Consider the following 15,568-nt stretch of genomic DNA (forward strand, 5'->3'; position numbering starts at 1 on the left):
CAAAAGGGCTCTTGCCCCACCACTCGGCACCTCGCTTAGGCTCGGTGTGCCCGTAATCCGCCAGTGATTTGGGGGGTCGCCGCCACGCGCCATCCATGGCGCGGGGCGGCTAAACCGGCATCCCTGCCGGTTTACCCCCCAAATCCCTGTCGAATTCCGGCCAGCGTGGTTTAACGGGGCGCCTAAGATCAAAAGCAGGTCAAGATCAAGAGCGGCTCGCTTCGCATCGTGGAGTGTGTGCCGGGCGCGGTCGACTGTGGGAGCTGGCTTGCCTGCGAAGGTATCGACTCGGTGTACCTGAATCACCGAGTTGACTGGATCGCAGGCAGGCCAGCTCCCACATTCAGGCCGTATTGCAGCCAAAGCCGGCAGTGGTTCAGCCGCGCTCGGGCTGGAAACGCACCACAAAACCGTTGAGGTTCTGCTGGCGACCCAACAAGTCGCGCAGGCGATCTGCCTCGGCACGCTCGATCAGCGGCCCGACAAACACACGGTTCTTGCCGTCGGCGCTGCGGATATAAGCGTTATAGCCTTGGGCACGCAGCTTTTTCTGCAAGGCGTCGGCACTTTCGCGATTGGCCAGGCTGGCCAGTTGGATCGACCAACTGATCGGCAGGCCATTAGGGTCGATGCGGCTCTGGCCCACATCCGGCTTGCCCGGTGCCGCAGGCTGCGGCGCTACCGGTTTGGGCGCTGGTGCCGGTGCGGCCGGCTTGGCAGCAACGGCCGGTGCTGGCGCCGGCTTGACCACCGGGACACTTGGCTGCACCGGCATCGAAGGCGCCTCTTGCGCGGCAACCTCCTCATCGGTGGGCACAGGCTCTTGCGGCAACGCCTGGGGCTCAGGCACCACCACCGGCTCGACCTGAACCTGCGGCACCACAGGTGCCTGGGGCGCGGCGGGGGCTTCAACCACCACCTGGCGCTGTTCGTCCTGGCGGGAAAACAACATCGGCAGAAAGATTACCGCCAACGCCACCAGCACCAGGGCCCCGACCATTCGCTGCTTGTATGCGCTATCCAGTAATGCCATGTGCAGCTTCCTCCGTGGAGCGCCGGGCCAGCCATTCAAGCGCCTCGGCAACACAATAAAATGATCCGAACAACAGGATTTCGTCCTCGGCCGTCGCTACTGCGCACTGCGCCTCCAGGGCGGCAGTGACGCTTGCATACGACGTCACCGGCGCGCCAAGGTTCTGCAAGGCCGTTTCCAACTCAACCGCAGGACGGCTGCGCGGCGTATCCAGCGGCGCAACGGCCCACGACTGGACGTTGGCCAGCAGTGGCGCAACCACGCCGTCCAGGTCCTTGTCGACCAATAACCCGAACACCGCCAGGCGATTCCCCGCCAGCGGGCTACGCGCCAGACGCTGCGCCAGGTACTGCGCAGCATGGGGGTTATGGCCTACGTCCAACATCAGGCTCAGGCGCTTGCCTTGCCAGTCGAAGGTTCGGCGATCCAGGCGGCCCACCACTTTGGTTGCCAGCAAGGTCGCGGCAATCTGCGCGGCATCCCACGGCAGGCCCAGCAACAGATAGGCTTGCAGCGCGAGCGCGGCGTTTTCCATCGGCAGGTTCAGCAACGGTAAATCAAGCAGCTCGACCCGTTGGCCACGTGCATCCTGCCCACGCCATTGCCAATGGGTCTCGCCGATGTCCAGAGTGAATTCGCGACCGCGCAGGTAGAACGGGCAATCGAGTTCACGCGCCTTGTCGAGCAAGGGTTGCGGCGGGTCCAGGTCACCGCACAGCGCCGGACGGCCCTGGCGGAAGATCCCGGCCTTTTCAAAAGACACCGATTCGCGGGTATTGCCCAGGTAGTCAGCGTGATCGACACCAATGCTGGTCACCAGGGCCAGGTCGGCATCCACCACGTTGACCGTATCCAGGCGCCCGCCGAGGCCGACTTCCAGCACGACCACATCCAGTTGCGCACGCTCGAACAGCCAGAACGCCGCCAGGGTGCCCATCTCGAAATAGGTCAGGGAAGTGTCGCCACGCCCGGCCTCCAGCGCAGCAAAGGCTTCGCACAGCTGGGCATCAGTGGCTTCTACGCCATTGAGTTGCACCCGCTCGTTGTAGCGCAGCAGGTGCGGCGAGCTGTACACGCCGACTTTGAGGCCCTGGGCCTGCAACAGCGCGGCGACAAAGGCACAGGTGGAGCCTTTGCCGTTGGTGCCGGTGACCGTGATCACACGCGGTGCCGGCCGGCCCAACCCGAGGCGGGCCGCTACCTGTTGCGAGCGCTCCAGGCCCATGTCGATGGCGGACGGATGCAACTGCTCAAGGTAGGCGAGCCATTCGCCCAGGGTTCGTTGGGTCATAGGTTTGCAGGCACCGGCGGCACGACGATCGGCTCGACCTTAGGCGCAATGTACACAGGCGTCGGCAGGCCCATCATTTGCGCAAGCAAGCTGCCCAGGCGCGGGCGCAGTTCGCCACGCGGGATGATCAGGTCGATCGCACCGTGCTCCAGCAGGAACTCGCTGCGCTGGAAGCCTTCCGGCAGTTTTTCCCGCACGGTCTGCTCGATCACACGTGGGCCAGCAAAGCCGATCAGCGCTTTTGGCTCGCCAACGATCACATCGCCCAACATTGCCAGGCTGGCGGATACGCCGCCGTAGACCGGGTCGGTCAGTACGGAGATAAACGGGATGCCTTCTTCACGCAGACGCGCCAGTACCGCCGAGGTCTTGGCCATTTGCATCAGGGAAATCAGGGCTTCCTGCATACGCGCACCACCGGAGGCGGCGAAGCAGATCATCGGGCAACGGTTTTCCAGGGCATAGTTGGCAGCGCGAACAAAGCGCTCACCGACGATGGCGCCCATGGAACCGCCCATGAAGGAGAATTCGAAGGCCGAGACCACCACTGGCATGCCCAGCAGCTTGCCGCTGACCGAAATCAGCGCGTCTTTCTCGCCAGTCTGCTTCTGCGCGCCGACCAGACGGTCCTTGTACTTCTTGCTGTCGCGGAACTTGAGACGGTCAACCGGCTCCAGGTCGGCGCCCAGCTCATTACGGCCGTCGGCATCCAGGAAGATGTCGATACGGGCGCGTGCGCCAATACGCATGTGGTGGTTGCACTTGGGGCAAACGTCCAGGGTCTTTTCCAGCTCCGGGCGATACAGCACCGCGTCGCAGGATGGGCATTTGTGCCACAGACCTTCAGGAACCGAGCTTTTCTTCACCTCGGAACGCATGATCGAAGGGATCAGTTTGTCTACTAACCAGTTGCTCATGCTTTCTTTTCTCCAGTACCGGTGGCTTGAACACAGCCCCGCGTATGCCCTTGAGCTAAATTCATATGTGGCGATGACACAGGCGGGACGGGGTCAGACGTTGGACCTGCCATTTCCCGCCCGTATCCTCAGCCTTCCAGACAACCTGCCAGCGCAGGGTTGCCACTTCGTTTCCGGGCCACCCACAGGCGGCGCCGGGCTGTTTTACACAGTGGTAGTTATGGACGGCGGCAGACTGCCAGCCGTCACATCCCACCCCTGCTGTTGCGCACGGCCTGCATGAACGCGCGAATCTTGCTCGGGTCCTTGATCCCCTTGCCCTGCTCCACCCCACCGCTGACGTCCACGGCATACGGCCGGACCTGCTCGATGGCCGCCTGGACATTCCCCGGGGTGAGCCCACCCGCGAGAATAACCGGCTTGCTCAAACCCTCGGGAATCAGCGACCAGTCGAACGCCTCGCCCGTACCACCGGGTACACCTTCGACGTAGGTGTCCAGCAGAATCCCGCGAGCGCCGGTATAGGCGGCGCAGGCTGCGGCAATATCGTCCCCGGCCTTGACCCGCAACGCCTTGATGTACGGGCGCTGATAGCTTTCGCATTCCTCAGGCGACTCGTCGCCGTGAAACTGCAGCATATCCAGCGGCACCGCATCCAGGGTTTCGTTGAGCTCACAGCGGCTGGCGTTGACGAACAACCCTACGGTGGTCACGAAGGGCGGCAACGCAGCGATAATCGCCCGCGCCTGCAGCACATTCACCGCCCGTGGGCTCTTGGCATAAAACACCAGGCCAATGGCATCCGCCCCCGCTTCGACTGCCGCCAGCGCGTCTTCTATGCGGGTAATCCCGCAAATTTTGCTGCGAACGGCTGACATGTCGTAGGAACCTCAGGGTTGGACCGAGAAAGTCCCGGATGGTAACAAAAGCTTTTCCGGGCGTCAGCCGCCAAGTTCGCTGAAACCGGTGAGGAAGTGCGGCCCGATAAAGCGTTCCGGCAGTTCGAACTCATCGCGGTACTCCACATCCACCAGGTAAAGACCGAACGGATGTGCCGTGACCCCGCCCGTGCGGCGGATGCGGCTTTCCAGCACTTCCTTGGCCCACTCCACCGGGCGCTCACCGGTGCCGATGGTCATCAGCACCCCAGCGATATTGCGCACCATATGATGCAGGAAGGCCCCGGCACGGATATCCAACACAATCATCTTGCCGTGGCGCGTCACCCGCAGGTGGTGGACTTCCTTGATCGGCGACTTGGCCTGGCACTGGCCGGCACGGAAGGCGCTGAAGTCATGCACCCCCACCAGATGCTGCGCGGCTTCGGCCATACGCTCGGCATCCAGCGGGCGGTGGTTCCAGGTGATTTCTTCATTGAGGTGCGCCGGGCGGATCTGATCGTTGTAGATCACGTAGCGGTAACGCCGGGCGATGGCCTTGAAACGCGCGTGGAAATGCGCCGGCATGACCTTGGCCCAGCTGACACTGACGTCATGGGGCAAATTGATATTAGCCCCCATCACCCACGCCTTCATCGAACGCTCGGCCTGGGTGTCGAAGTGCACCACTTGGCCACACGCGTGTACACCAGCGTCGGTACGCCCGGCGCACATCAGCGACACCGGCGAGTTGGCGACTTTGGACAGGGCGTTTTCCAGGGTTTCCTGCACCGTCAGCACCCCGGAGGCCTGACGCTGCCAGCCGCGATAGCGCGAGCCTTTGTATTCCACGCCCAGGGCGATGCGGTAAAAGCCTGCGGCCGCCATTTCGGCAGCCGCGTTATCTATATTTGCCAAGAACTGTGAGCCTGATGAGTTGCGCAAAGGCGGGCATTATAGGGCGTCAGGGTGCATGAGAGGGGGCTTTAATCTGGGGTTTTTGTGGCGAGGGAGCTTGCTCCCGTCCGACAGCGCAGCTGGAGCCGGCTTTTCAGGGGCGCTGCGCACCCCAGCGGGAGCAAGCTCCCTCGCCACAACAAGCCCGCTCCCACATTTTCTGCGTCGGCCGTTAGATTCGGCCGAGCATTTCCTTGGCTTCGCTACGCTGACCCTCGTCGCCTTCGGTCAGCACTTCGGACAGGATGTCACGCGCGCCGTCAGGATCGCCCATGTCGATGTAGGCCTGGGCCAGGTCAAGCTTGGTGGCCACTTCATTGGTGCCCGAGAGGAAGTCGAAATCCGGCTCATCCTCAGCACCCAGCGCGGCATCTTCAGCCGTGAAGGAAGGCTCGATCGGCGGATGTTCCAGGCTCTGGGACAAGCGATCCAGCTCAGCGTTGACGTCGTCCAGCTCCGAAGCGAAGGCATCGGGCTTGGCCGCAGGCGCGCTCGGCTCGTCCGCCAGCGACAGGTCAAAATCTTCCGGCAGATCGAATTCGTCCAGCGCGGCCGGCGTCAGGGTCGGCGGCTCTACCGGCGGCACATCCTTGATCTGCCCTTCCAGGCCCGACAGGAAGTCGTCATCAGATTGCGACGCGGGCGGGTCCAACTGCAGATCCAGGTCAAAGTCCGACAGGTCCGGCGCATCGGCCTTGGGCTCGGTCTGTTGTTTGAGCAGCGATTCAAAGGTTTGCTGGTCTTGCGCGATCTCGGCCGGTGAGGCGGCTTCCAGGTCATCCAGGCTCAGGTCGAAATCGGTGTCGAAGGTATCTGCCTGCGGGGCCGGCTTGTCGTCGAGCAGGTCCTTGACGTACTGCGCATCCAGGGCTGCGGCGGCCACTGCGGCACTGACACCCGCCGCCAACACGGCCATGGCCGGGAAGCGCGCCTTGAGCTGCTCGACCTGGGCATGGTTCTCACCGTTGGCCACCAACTGGCGCTCCTGGGTGACGAACCCGTCCTTGTTGTTCTGCAGACCATAGACTTCCATCAGCTTCAAACGCAGGTCGCTGCGCTTGGGCTCGCGCTTGATGGCTTGTTCAAGCACATCCGCCGCCTGGTTCAGGTGGCCACGATCAATATGGGATTGGGCCTGGGCCAGGGCGTCGCTGGAGTTTTCCTGAGCCACGGCAACCGCCAACGGCGCCAGCACGGAGGCGACCGTCGGTGCCACAACCGTCTCAACCACCGGTGCAGGCGCAGGTGCTGGCGGCGTTGCGGTGTCGAGCTTGACGCTCGGCGGCGGCACTTCAAGGCCCTCGAAGCTGTCAGGCGGCAGGTCTTGATCGATATTGGAAACGAACCCAGGCTCTTCGGCCAACGCCCGCGCCATGCGCAGATGCTTCTCTTCTTCACGGCGAGCATTGCGATGGCGCGCCCACAGCAGCAGAAGCAACAGCACCACCAGCAGGGCCGCACCACCAAGGATGCCGAGCACAATCGGGTTGGTCAGCAGGTCGTTGAACTTGCCTTCAGTGCTGGCCGGCGCGGCAGCTGGCTTAACCGGCTCAGGCGCTGGCGCGGGTGTTGCAGCGGGAGCCGCAGGCTCGGCTGCAGGTTCACCCGGTAACTGCACGGGCATCGCGGCGGTCTGTGGCTCACCCGTTTGCGCCTGCAAACGAGCCAACTGGTCATTCTTCAGTTGGATCAGCTTTTGCAGCTTGTCCAACTGGCTTTGCAAGTCGGCGGCACGGCTTTTCAGTTCTTCGTTGTCGCGCCGCGTGGTGTCGAGCTCTTCCTGGGTCATCGCCAGCTTGTCGCTCAGGGCGCGGCTGTCACCGACGGTGCCCTTCGCGCCTTTTTTGGCGGCCTCTGCCGACACCAGGCTCAAGTTGTCCTTGGCCTGGGTGCTCGACGGCGCATTGCCGGCCTGGGTGCGTTTGGTCGCATCCAACTGCGGCTTGCCGGCCACTTGGCTCTGAGGGCCACGGCGGCCCTGGCGCCAGGCGGCGTTCTGCGCGCTCACTTCGGCAATCGCTTGCGGCTGCGCCAGGGCGGTGCTTTGCGTAGCGTCCGGCAGGCGCAGGACCTGGCCGGTTTTCAGGCGGTTGATGTTGCCGTCAAGAAAGGCATCCGGGTTAAGCGCCTGAATGGCCAGCATCGTTTGCTGGACCGAGGCGCCATTGCGGTTCTTGGCGGCAATTTCCCACAAGGTGTCGCGGGATGTGGTGGTGTGCTGGGCAGGCGTGCTGGCGGCAGGTGCAGTACTGGCCGGCGCGGTGCTGGCCGGCGCACTCGCCGTCGGGGCCGGCTGGTCGAACTTGGCCGGGTCGAGCAGCACGCTGTAGTCACGCATCAAACGGCCATTGGGCCATTGCACCTGCATGAGGAAGCGCACATAGGAATCGGGCAGCGGCTTGCTGGAGGTCACGCGCACCACGCTGCGACCTTCGGGGTTGATCACCGGGGTGAACGTCAGGTCATCGAGGAATGCCTGGCGATCGACACCCGCGTCCACGAAGGCCTGGGCCGACGCCAGGCTGGGCGTGATCTCGGACGCCGTGAGCCCGCCCACATCGCGCAATTCGATTTCCACCGACAGCGGCTGGTTCAACTTCGACTTGAGGGTCATCTCCCCAAGTTGCAGCGCCTGCGCCATACCGGAGGACAGCGCCGAGGCGGCCGCTATTGCTAACACCAGTTTGCGAACTTGAACCATAGCCTCATCCTTTGTTTGAACGCTTCCCGCCCTGCGAGAAGGTTGGTAACCGCTGCCATTAGGCATGGCGAGCCGATAGGTCACCGACGCGCTTGTGTTTCACTTGGGACCAAGCATAGCGCCTGGTTAGAATCAATCTACAAATTGCCGCCAAGTATCTTTTACACAAGGCCTTTTATCAACAACTGCGCCAGCTCCACGGCGTTCAGGGCCGAGCCTTTGCGTACGTTATCTGACGTCAGCCAAAGATTTAGTTCCGCCGGGTCGTCGATACCCGCGCGAACTCGCCCTACGTACACTACGTCTTGGCCAACGGCATCGCCTACGGCCGTGGGGTAATCGCCCTCCTCGACCAGCTCGATGCCCGGCGCAGCCTCGAGGGCGCGGTTCACTGCGGCCAGGTCGACCGGCGCGGCCAGTTGCAGCGACACAGTCAGGCTATCGCCGAAAAACACCGGGGCTTGAACGCAGGTGGCGGAAATCTTTAGTAAAGGTGTTTCCAGCACGGCACGCAGTTCGTGTACGAGACGTTTCTCCAGGGCGGTATGACCTTGGGCATCCGGCGTGCCGACTTGCGCCAGCAGGTTGAACGCCACTTGCCGATCGAAGAACGCCGGCTCCAAGGGGCGCACGTTCAACAGTTCGGCGGTCTGGCGCGCCAACTCGCTGACGGCCTCGCGGCCCTGGGCAGAAATCGCCAGGTTGGCGGTGACGCTGACGCGCTGGATGTCCACCACACTCCGCAACGGCGCCAGCACCACCGCGAGGTAGGTGGCACAGGGGCTCGGACTGCCGAGCTGAAAAGGTTTCTTCAACGCTTTCAGCACATGGGCGTTGGCCTGGGGTACCACTTGCGGCGCCTGCTCGGCGGGCAATGCGCCAGACAAGTCGATCACCGCGCAGCCAGCGGCGGTGGCACGCGGGGCGAAGCTCAGGGTCACCGCCGGGCCTGCGGCGAAGAACGCCAACTGCACCTTGCTGAAGTCAAACGTGTCGACCTCTTTGACCCGCACGTTCTTGCCCCGAAACGGCACCGAAGCCCCCGCCGAGTTGCTGCCCGCCAGCAGGTACAAGGTGCCCACCGGGAACTCCAGCTCTTCGAGGATCTGCACCAGGGTTTCGCCAACGGTACCGGTGGCGCCGATCACGGCGATTTCAAAGGTCTGGGTCATGGGATTGCCTCGGGCATTACGGGGGAGCGGCACTTTACCGGGTGGTAGAGGGTGAGGCAATTACAGCTCCCCAGATCGTTCCCACGCTCTGCGTGGGAACGCCTCCTGTGACGCTCCGCGTCACGCATCTAAAGCCGACGCAGAGCGTCCAGAGCTGCGTTCCCACGCAGAGCGTGGGAACGATCACAAAGGCAACAAAAAAACCCGCGCCTGTCACCAGAACGCGGGTTTCTGTTATTGCCTCAAGCGATCAACGCTCCAGCAAAATCCGCAACATGCGACGCAACGGCTCAGCCGCGCCCCACAGCAGTTGGTCGCCGACGGTGAACGCGCCGAGGAACTGGCTGCCCATGTTCAGCTTGCGCAGACGGCCCACCGGTACATTCAGGGTGCCGGTGACCTTGGTCGGGCTCAGCTCCTGCATGCTGATATCACGGTTGTTCGGCACCAGCTTGACCCAAGGGTTGTGCTGGCTGATCAGCCCTTCGATATCGGCGATCGGCACGTCTTTGTTCAGCTTGATAGTCAGCGCCTGGCTGTGGCAACGCATGGCGCCAATGCGCACGCAGATACCATCCACCGGGATCGGGTTCTTGAAGCGACCCAGGATCTTGTTGGTTTCGGCCTGGGCCTTCCACTCTTCGCGGCTCTGGCCGTTAGGCAGTTCCTTGTCGATCCACGGGATCAAGCTACCGGCCAATGGCACGCCAAAGTTCTCGGTCGGGTAAGCGTCGCTGCGCATGGCCTCGGCCACACGGCGGTCGATGTCGAGGATCGCGCTGGCCGGGTCAGCCAGTTGATCGGCGACAGCGGCGTGGGTCGCGCCCATCTGCTTGATCAGCTCGCGCATGTTCTGCGCGCCGGCGCCGGAGGCCGCCTGATAGGTCATGGCGCTCATCCACTCCACCAGGCCCGCTTCGAACAGGCCGCCCAGGCCCATCAGCATCAGGCTGACGGTGCAGTTGCCGCCTACGTAGTTCTTGGTGCCGGCGTCCAGTTGCTGGTCGATGACCTTGCGGTTGACCGGGTCGAGGATGATCACTGCGTCGTCCTGCATGCGCAGGCTCGAGGCGGCGTCGATCCAGTAACCCTGCCAGCCGGCTTCGCGCAGCTTGGGGAAGACTTCGCTGGTGTAGTCGCCACCCTGGCAGGTCAGGATCACGTCGAGGCTCTTCAACTCTTCAATGCTGTAGGCATCCTTGAGCGGGGCAATATCCTTGCCCACGGACGGCCCTTGGCCACCTACGTTCGAAGTGGTGAAAAACACCGGCTCAATAAGATCGAAATCCTGCTCTTCCAGCATCCGCTGCATGAGCACGGAACCGACCATACCGCGCCAACCGATCAGACCTACACGTTTCATCGCAACTACACCTTGTTAAAAAGTGGGCCGCCTTGCAGCAACAACTGCAAGCGGGCCCGAGAGATTACAGATTCCGCAGCGCGGCGACTACTGCGTCGCCCATTTCTTGCGTCCCGACCTTGGTGCAACCCTGGGACCAGATATCGCCGGTGCGCAAGCCCTGATCCAGCACCAGGCTGACGGCCTTCTCGATTGCGTCCGCCGCATCGCCCAGGTTGAAGCTGTAGCGCAGCATCATCGACACCGACAAAATCGTCGCCAGCGGGTTGGCAATGCCCTGCCCCGCGATGTCTGGCGCCGAACCGTGGCACGGCTCGTACATACCTTTGTTGTTGGTGTCCAGGGACGCCGACGGCAGCATGCCGATGGAACCGGTGAGCATCGACGCCTGGTCGGACAGGATGTCGCCGAACAGGTTGTCGGTGACAATCACGTCGAACTGCTTGGGTGCGCGCACCAGTTGCATGGCGGCGTTGTCGACGTACATGTGGCTCAGTTCGACGTCCGGATAATCCTTGGCGACTTCTTCGACAATTTCACGCCACAGTTGGCTGGAAGCCAGCACATTGGCCTTGTCCACCGAGCAGACTTTTTTGCCGCGCACGCGCGCCATGTCGAAACCGACACGGGCGATACGGCGGATTTCGCTCTCGCTGTATGGCAGTGTGTCATAGGCCTGACGCTCACCATTTTCCAACTCGCGCACGCCCCGTGGCGAGCCGAAGTAAATACCGCCGGTCAGCTCACGCACGATGAGGATATCCAGGCCCGCTACCACTTCCGGCTTGAGGCTCGACGCGTCAGCCAGTTGCGGGTAGAGGATGGCCGGGCGCAGGTTACCGAACAGGCCCAGTTGCGCACGAATTTTCAGCAAGCCGCGCTCAGGGCGGATGTCACGCTCGATCTTGTCCCATTTCGGCCCACCCACGGCGCCGAGCAGCACGGCATCGGCAGCCCGGGCACGGTCCAGGGTCTCGTCGGCCAAGGGCACGCCGTGCTTGTCGATGGCCGCGCCGCCGATCACGTCGTGGCTCAGCTCGAAGCCCAGGCTGTACTTGCTGTTGGCAAGCTCAAGGACCTTGACCGCTTCGGCCATGATTTCCGGACCAATACCGTCGCCAGGGAGAATCAGAATCTGCTTGCTCATGCGTTCCTCATTTCATCAAGCGACCCGCCCGTGGGCAGGTCGGGAAAAATCAATCAGCGTTCGGCGAAGACCACCAGCACATCGGTGCTGAAGGTGCCGTCGGCTTGAATTTCGTAATAATCGCGTACTTCCTGGCCCATCGCCTTTTGCAGCTCAAGGATTGCTGCCCGCAGTACCTCTGGCGTGCGCATGCGCTCGACCCACGAGGTGTATTCCAGGCGCAAGCGCTGGCGGCTGCTGTTGCGTACGTGCAGGCCGGCCTCACTTAATTGGCGCATCCACTCGGCGCCGGAGTAATCACGCACGTGGCTGGTGTCGCGCAGCACTTCGACGGTTTGCAGGTAAGTGTCCAACAGTGGGCTGCCCGGTGACAAGACATCCACAAATGCCGCCACGCCGCCCGGCTTGAGCACCCGGCGCACTTCACGCAGGGCCAGGCCGAGGTCGCTCCAGTGATGGGCCGAATAACGGCTGAATACGAAGTCGAATTCACCGTCAGCGAAGGGCAGGCGCTCAGCGGCGCCGTGCACGGTGCGGATGTTGGTCAGGTTGCGGTCTTTGGCGGCAGCGGCCACCACGTCGAGCATAGGCTGGGACAGGTCGTAGGCCACCACCTCTTTGACCAGAGGCGCCACGTGGAAGCTGACATGACCGGCACCGCAGCCCAAGTCCAGCAGTCGCGCAGCGCCCTGCCCGGCCAGCTCGGCCTGTAGCACAGCGAATTCGGTGCCCTGGGCGTGTACGGCACTGCTCAGGTAGGCCGAGGCTTGCTCGCCGAATTGTTTTTGCACGACTTGGGTGTGGGCGGTGGTGGTCATGGTGGCTTTCCTTGAGAGTTGTGTTGCTTGTACTGCCGCCTTCGCGAGCAAGCCCGCTCCCACATTTGATTGCATTTCAACTGAAGAAACTCGTTCGAATGTGGGAGCGGGCTTGCTCGCGAAGGGGCCAGTGCGGCCTACATAACGTCAGGCATCGCGAAACAGCCAAGGCTGGCTCGCCCGGTGCCGGGTTTCAAACGCAGCAATTGCATCGCCGTCCTGCAAGGTCAGGCCGATGTCGTCCAGGCCGTTGATCAGGCAGTGCTTACGGAAGGCATCCACTTCAAAGTGGTACACCTTGCCATCCGGGCGGGTCACGGTTTGTGCGGCCAGGTCGACCGTCAACTGGTAGCCGACATTGGCCTCCACTTGCTGGAACAACTCGTCCACTTCAGCGTCGCTCAAGATGATCGGCAACAGGCCGTTCTTGAAGCTGTTGTTGAAGAAGATATCGGCGTAGCTCGGCGCGATGATGCTGCGAAAGCCGTACTCTTCCAGGGCCCAAGGCGCGTGCTCGCGGCTGGAGCCGCAGCCGAAGTTTTCCCGGGCCAGCAACACGCTGGCGCCCTGGTAGCGCTCGGCGTTGAGCACAAAGTCCTTGTTCAGCGGGCGCTTGGAGTTGTCCTGGTAGGCGTAGCCCACGTCCAGGTAGCGCCACTCGTCGAACAAGTTAGGGCCGAAACCGGTGCGCTTGATCGACTTCAAGAATTGCTTGGGGATGATCTGGTCGGTGTCTACGTTGGCACGGTCCAACGGCGCTACAAGGCCTGTGTGTTGGGTAAAAGCTCTCATCGGGTTTTCCTCAGATCAATTCGCGAACGTCGATGAAACGACCGTTGACGGCAGCAGCGGCGGCCATGGCCGGGCTCACCAGGTGAGTACGCCCACCCGCGCCTTGGCGCCCTTCGAAGTTACGGTTGGAGGTCGAGGCGCAATGCTCGCCCGACTCCAGGCGGTCCGGGTTCATCGCCAGGCACATCGAGCAGCCCGGCTCACGCCATTCAAAACCGGCTTCGAGGAAGATCTTGTCCAGGCCTTCGGCTTCCGCCTGGGCTTTAACCAGCCCGGAACCTGGTACCACAATGGCTTGCTTGATGGTCGAGGCCACCTTGCGGCCCTTGGCGATCACCGCCGCAGCGCGCAGGTCTTCGATCCGCGAGTTGGTGCAGGAGCCGATAAATACGCGGTCCAACTGGATATCAGTGATCGCCTGATTAGCGGTCAACCCCATGTATTTCAAGGCGCGCTCGATGGAGCCGCGCTTGACCAGGTCGGCCTCTTTGGCCGGGTCCGGCACGTTCTGGTCAACGGCCAAGACCATTTCCGGCGAAGTGCCCCAGCTGACTTGCGGCTTGATCTGCGCAGCGTCGAGTTCGACCACGGTGTCGAACACCGCGTCGGCGTCGGAGACCAGGTCTTTCCAGGCTTCGACAGCGGCGTCCCAATCGGCGCCTTGCGGCGCGAACGGGCGACCCTTGACGTATTCGACGGTCTTTTCGTCCGCCGCCACCATGCCCACGCGGGCACCGGCTTCGATGGACATGTTGCAGATAGTCATGCGGCCTTCGATGGACAGGTCGCGAATCGCGCTGCCGGCGAACTCGATGGCATGGCCGTTACCGCCGGCGGTGCCGATCTTGCCGATCACGGCGAGCACGATGTCTTTGGCGGTCACGCCAAACGGCAATTGGCCTTCGACACGCACCAGCATGTTCTTCATTTTCTTGGCCACCAGACACTGGGTGGCGAACACATGTTCCACCTCGGAAGTGCCGATGCCATGGGCCAGAGCGCCGAACGCACCATGGGTGGAGGTATGGGAGTCACCGCAGACCACGGTCATGCCCGGCAAGGTGGCGCCCTGCTCCGGGCCAATGACGTGGACGATGCCTTGGCGCACGTCATTCATCTTGAATTCGGTGATGCCGTATTCGTCGCAATAGTCGTCGAGGGTCTGCACCTGCAAACGCGAGACCTGGTCGGCAATGGCTTCGATACCGCCCTTGCGCTCAGGCGTGGTGGGCACGTTGTGGTCCGGCGTGGCGATGATGGAGTCGACGCGCCAAGGCTTGCGCCCGGCCAGTCGCAGGCCTTCGAACGCTTGGGGCGAGGTCACTTCATGGATGATGTGACGGTCGATATAGATCAGCGACGATCCATCATCGCGACGTTTCACTTCATGGGAATCCCAAAGCTTGTCGTAAAGCGTTTTGCCGGCCATCAGTCGGTCCTCATCAGCGGTGCTTCTATACGCCGGGCTTTTCAATAACCCTTTGGCTTGTGAGGCTGATGGTATGGCGCTACATTAAATAACTCAAATTCATATTTTTTATGCTTTGGATTACCAACTGGAATAGCACCATGGACCTGGCCAACCTCAACGCCTTTATCGCCATCGCCGAGACCGGCAGCTTCTCCGGTGCCGGCGAACGCTTGCACCTGACCCAGCCGGCCATCAGCAAGCGCATCGCCGGCCTGGAGCAACAATTGAAGGTACGGTTGTTCGACCGCCTGGGCCGCGAAGTCGGTTTGACCGAGGCCGGACGGGCCTTGCTGCCCCGCGCCTATCAAATCCTCAACGTGCTGGACGACACCCGCCGCGCCCTCACCAACCTCACCGGCGAGGTCAGCGGGCGCCTGACCCTGGCCACCAGCCACCATATCGGCCTGCACCGCCTGCCACCAGTCCTTCGCACTTTCACGCGGCAATATCCGAATGTGGCGCTGGATATTCAGTTTCTGGATTCAGAAGTGGCCTACGAAGAAATCCTCCACGGCCGTGCGGAAGTCGCGGTGATCACCCTGGCGCCAGAGCCCCACAACCTGGTACGCGCTACCCGCGTGTGGGACGACCCCCTGGATTTTGTAGTGGCGCCAGAACACAGCCTGATCAGCAACGGCTCCGTCAGCCTGGCCGATATCGCCGGGCATCCGGCGGTGTTTCCCGGCGGCAACACCTTTACCCACCATATTGTCAGCCGCCTGTTCGAGGCCCAGGGCCTCACGCCCAATATCGCGATGAGCACTAACTACCTGGAAACCATCAAGATGATGGTCTCCATCGGCCTGGCCTGGAGCGTGCTACCGCGCACCATGCTCGACGATCAGGTGGCAAGTATCGCTTTGCCGGGCATACAGCTCAGTCGCCAGCTAGGCTATATCGTGCACACCGAAAGGACGCTGTCGAACGCTGCGCGGGCTTTCATGAGCCTGTTGGATGCACAGGTCGATCTGCCAGGGTTACCGGCATGACACTGTGTGGGCCAGGGGTTTAGGTCAAACCGCGCGATT

The 15,568-nt window shown here is 62.4% G+C and carries 13 protein-coding genes; 1 reads left to right on the plus strand and 12 read right to left on the minus strand.

The genetic code is table 11. The features are described 5' to 3' along the window. Positions 1 to 376: 376 nt before the first annotated feature. From ACWHXD_RS20350 to leuC, 12 genes are all read right to left on the minus strand, one after another. Positions 377 to 1,033: an SPOR domain-containing protein gene (locus ACWHXD_RS20350; RefSeq protein WP_138762916.1), complete on the minus strand. Its 657-nt coding sequence runs from the start codon at positions 1,031 to 1,033 to the stop codon at positions 377 to 379. Next, the gene (gene folC / locus ACWHXD_RS20355; protein WP_032896147.1) at positions 1,017 to 2,324 is read right to left on the minus strand and encodes a bifunctional tetrahydrofolate synthase/dihydrofolate synthase; all 1,308 of its coding nucleotides are present in this window, start codon (positions 2,322 to 2,324) and stop codon (positions 1,017 to 1,019) included. The genes ACWHXD_RS20350 and folC overlap by 17 nt, the downstream gene beginning before the upstream one ends. Next, the gene (accD, locus tag ACWHXD_RS20360; RefSeq protein ID WP_003192545.1) at positions 2,321 to 3,241 is read right to left on the minus strand and encodes an acetyl-CoA carboxylase, carboxyltransferase subunit beta; all 921 of its coding nucleotides are present in this window, start codon (positions 3,239 to 3,241) and stop codon (positions 2,321 to 2,323) included. Before accD ends, folC begins: the two co-directional genes overlap by 4 nt. Positions 3,242 to 3,486: 245 nt before the next feature. Continuing rightward, a complete protein-coding gene (locus ACWHXD_RS20365) occupies positions 3,487 to 4,119 on the minus strand; it encodes a phosphoribosylanthranilate isomerase (RefSeq protein ID WP_138762917.1) in 633 nt (210 codons plus the stop codon). Positions 4,120 to 4,182: 63 nt separating this feature from the next. Then, positions 4,183 to 5,007 (minus strand): tRNA pseudouridine(38-40) synthase TruA, encoded by an 825-nt coding sequence (truA, locus tag ACWHXD_RS20370; RefSeq protein ID WP_003192549.1) that lies wholly within the window; start codon positions 5,005 to 5,007, stop codon positions 4,183 to 4,185. A gap of 241 nt (positions 5,008 to 5,248) precedes the next feature. Continuing rightward, positions 5,249 to 7,777, minus strand: a complete 2,529-nt coding sequence (locus ACWHXD_RS20375; protein ID WP_138762918.1) for a FimV/HubP family polar landmark protein — start codon at positions 7,775 to 7,777, stop codon at positions 5,249 to 5,251. A gap of 161 nt (positions 7,778 to 7,938) precedes the next feature. Beyond that, positions 7,939 to 8,949 (minus strand): aspartate-semialdehyde dehydrogenase, encoded by a 1,011-nt coding sequence (locus tag ACWHXD_RS20380; protein WP_138762919.1) that lies wholly within the window; start codon positions 8,947 to 8,949, stop codon positions 7,939 to 7,941. 250 nt (positions 8,950 to 9,199) lie between these two features. After that, entirely contained in the window at positions 9,200 to 10,312 is a 1,113-nt protein-coding gene (asd, locus tag ACWHXD_RS20385) for an aspartate-semialdehyde dehydrogenase (RefSeq protein ID WP_003192554.1), read from the minus strand. Positions 10,313 to 10,376: 64 nt separating this feature from the next. Further along, complete coding sequence (gene leuB / locus ACWHXD_RS20390) at positions 10,377 to 11,459, minus strand: 3-isopropylmalate dehydrogenase (RefSeq protein WP_003192555.1); 1,083 nt, start codon at positions 11,457 to 11,459, stop codon at positions 10,377 to 10,379. A gap of 53 nt (positions 11,460 to 11,512) precedes the next feature. Further along, positions 11,513 to 12,277 (minus strand): class I SAM-dependent methyltransferase, encoded by a 765-nt coding sequence (locus ACWHXD_RS20395; protein WP_138762920.1) that lies wholly within the window; start codon positions 12,275 to 12,277, stop codon positions 11,513 to 11,515. A 147-nt stretch (positions 12,278 to 12,424) separates the two neighbouring features. After that, positions 12,425 to 13,069: a 3-isopropylmalate dehydratase small subunit gene (leuD, locus tag ACWHXD_RS20400; RefSeq protein WP_014719160.1), complete on the minus strand. Its 645-nt coding sequence runs from the start codon at positions 13,067 to 13,069 to the stop codon at positions 12,425 to 12,427. 10 nt (positions 13,070 to 13,079) lie between these two features. Then, complete coding sequence (gene leuC, locus ACWHXD_RS20405) at positions 13,080 to 14,498, minus strand: 3-isopropylmalate dehydratase large subunit (RefSeq protein WP_003192562.1); 1,419 nt, start codon at positions 14,496 to 14,498, stop codon at positions 13,080 to 13,082. A gap of 140 nt (positions 14,499 to 14,638) precedes the next feature. On the opposite strand from leuC, the gene ACWHXD_RS20410 reads away from it, so the two are divergent. Further along, a complete protein-coding gene (locus ACWHXD_RS20410) occupies positions 14,639 to 15,529 on the plus strand; it encodes a LysR family transcriptional regulator (RefSeq protein ID WP_138762921.1) in 891 nt (296 codons plus the stop codon). Positions 15,530 to 15,568 lie beyond the last annotated feature (39 nt).

The organism is Pseudomonas fjordensis (genome assembly GCF_976987115.1).